Origin of the sequence: Flavobacterium sp., from assembly GCF_039916025.1 — a bacterium.
Lineage (GTDB): Bacteria > Bacteroidota > Bacteroidia > Flavobacteriales > Flavobacteriaceae > Flavobacterium.
Genome location: NZ_JBDSMB010000195.1, coordinates 1 through 1,867, shown reverse-complemented (window position 1 = coordinate 1,867; position 1,867 = coordinate 1). Strand labels below are relative to the sequence as shown.

The 1,867-nt window shown below is 37.7% G+C and carries 2 protein-coding genes; both read right to left on the bottom strand.

Features of this window, described 5'->3' with window-relative positions:
- Window positions 1-788, bottom strand: a 788-nt coding sequence (locus tag ABIQ27_RS14185) for an alpha/beta hydrolase-fold protein (protein WP_348034573.1), incomplete at its 3' end; no start/stop codon positions are given.
- 47 nt (window positions 789-835) lie between these two features.
- A partial coding sequence (locus ABIQ27_RS14180) for an alpha/beta hydrolase (protein ID WP_348034572.1) occupies window positions 836-1,867 on the bottom strand: 1,032 nt, incomplete at its 5' end.

Below are 1,867 nucleotides of genomic sequence, written 5' to 3'. Positions count from 1 at the left end.
TTCAGGTTATTACTTGTATTATTATTTAGTATTTCACGAAATTGAAGATTATCTCTCACATGAATATTTCCAATTGTTGTATCTTTTTTTACGTTACTTGTATCCATACCTTTATTCATAGTATTGGCTGAAGCAAAGAACAGTTCCTTCCCTGTATAGTTATTTTGTTTCAACAGCGTTGCAGCCTGTTTCATTACCAAGTGGTTATCCCACCAGATACTCGGGTCGATAGCAACATACGAATTGAATAATGATGGATGGTTGATAAGCGCATTAAGTACGGTTAGGCCCCCTAAAGAATGACCTATAAACATCCGATAGGGCTGGGTCTTATATTTTGAATCAATATAGGGGATCAACTCTTTTTGAATGAATGAAATGAATTTTTCACCTCCACCGGAAGTTATCAGATGTGCAGAATCCTGTTCTCCATCTGACCATGAAATGGAATGAGTTGGCGATAAATCTCTTACCCGATCAGTATTTACTACCGCTACAACAATCATTTCCGGCATTTTGCCGATGGCAGTTAAATATTCTACCATGCCCGTAAACGAATGAAAAAAAGAATACCCATCTAAAAGGTAGAGAACCGGATAACGTGTTTGGTCGTTACCATTTTGGTTGCTGGAATTTGGAACATAAACTAAAACTTCTCTTTCCTCATGTAACAGAGTAGAATGAATCATGTCTATCGTTCCAATAGAAATTTTGTTGTCTTTTTTGCTGTCGGCTTGCCCAAAGCTAAAGACTGGAAAAAACAGAATGATGAAAATAATATTTCTCATAAAGTATAAAAGTCGGTGTCATTTTTTTAAATAGAATGGGTAAGTTATCATTTATGAAAACTTTCTTTCATGGCTGTCTTAACAATTGATTCATATTCCTTTAGCTCATCAGCATTTGGAGGCAATCCAAATAGAAGATGAATTTGCCCCGCAAAGCATTTGTCCCAAACCTTTACTCCAAATCTTCTTAGTTTAGCTGCATATAAAAAGCCGTCGTCCCGCAGGGGGTCAAACTCAGCATTAATAATCACTGCGGGAGGTAAACCTCTCAAATCTTCAGTAAGAATAGGCGATACTTCTGGGTTTTTGTATTGACCGGGTGCATATGATTCTATTGCAAAATAGCAACCTGCCTTTGTTTGCCAATAACCTTTGGCATTTTCCTGGTATGAAACAGATGTTTCAATATTTTGAGGGCTGCAATCTACAGGAAGCCCGTTCATTATTTGCAGCTTTATTTTATGAATGATACCTTCCTTTTTTGCTTTTTGAGTTACTACTGCCACCAGGTTTGCTCCGGCACTATTTCCGAGTAATGCAATGCGGCTGGTATCACCACCAAATTCACTGCCATGTTCGGCGATCCATTTAAAGGCATTGTAACTGTCATTTACAGCAGCCGGAAATTTGTTTTCGGGAGCAACCCGGTAATCAACAGCGAAAACAATCGCCCCATAAGTTTTTGCCTGCTGCCAAAGTGAATACTCTAATCCCTTCAATAATGGCAAAATAAAACCGCCACCATGATAGTTGATTACAATAGGAAGGTTTTGTGTATGAGAAGGATTAAAAATTAATACCGGAATGCTGTCAGCTGTAATTTTCATACGTATCACATCCTCGTTTGGATAAGGTACAGGCGGTGGCCCTGCCAACCTCATTTGTTCGATAGGTATTTTACGAAGTTGTTCAATGGTTAAGTCTTCATTTCCAATCATCTTTAAAAATGAAGCTACTCTTGGGTCTAATTGTCGTGTACCGCATGTTTGAGCAAAAAGTTCATATTGGTCACCTACAAGTAAGATGATTAGAAAAAGAATGAATATTGATTTCTTGATGGTGCAATTAGAAATTAAGTT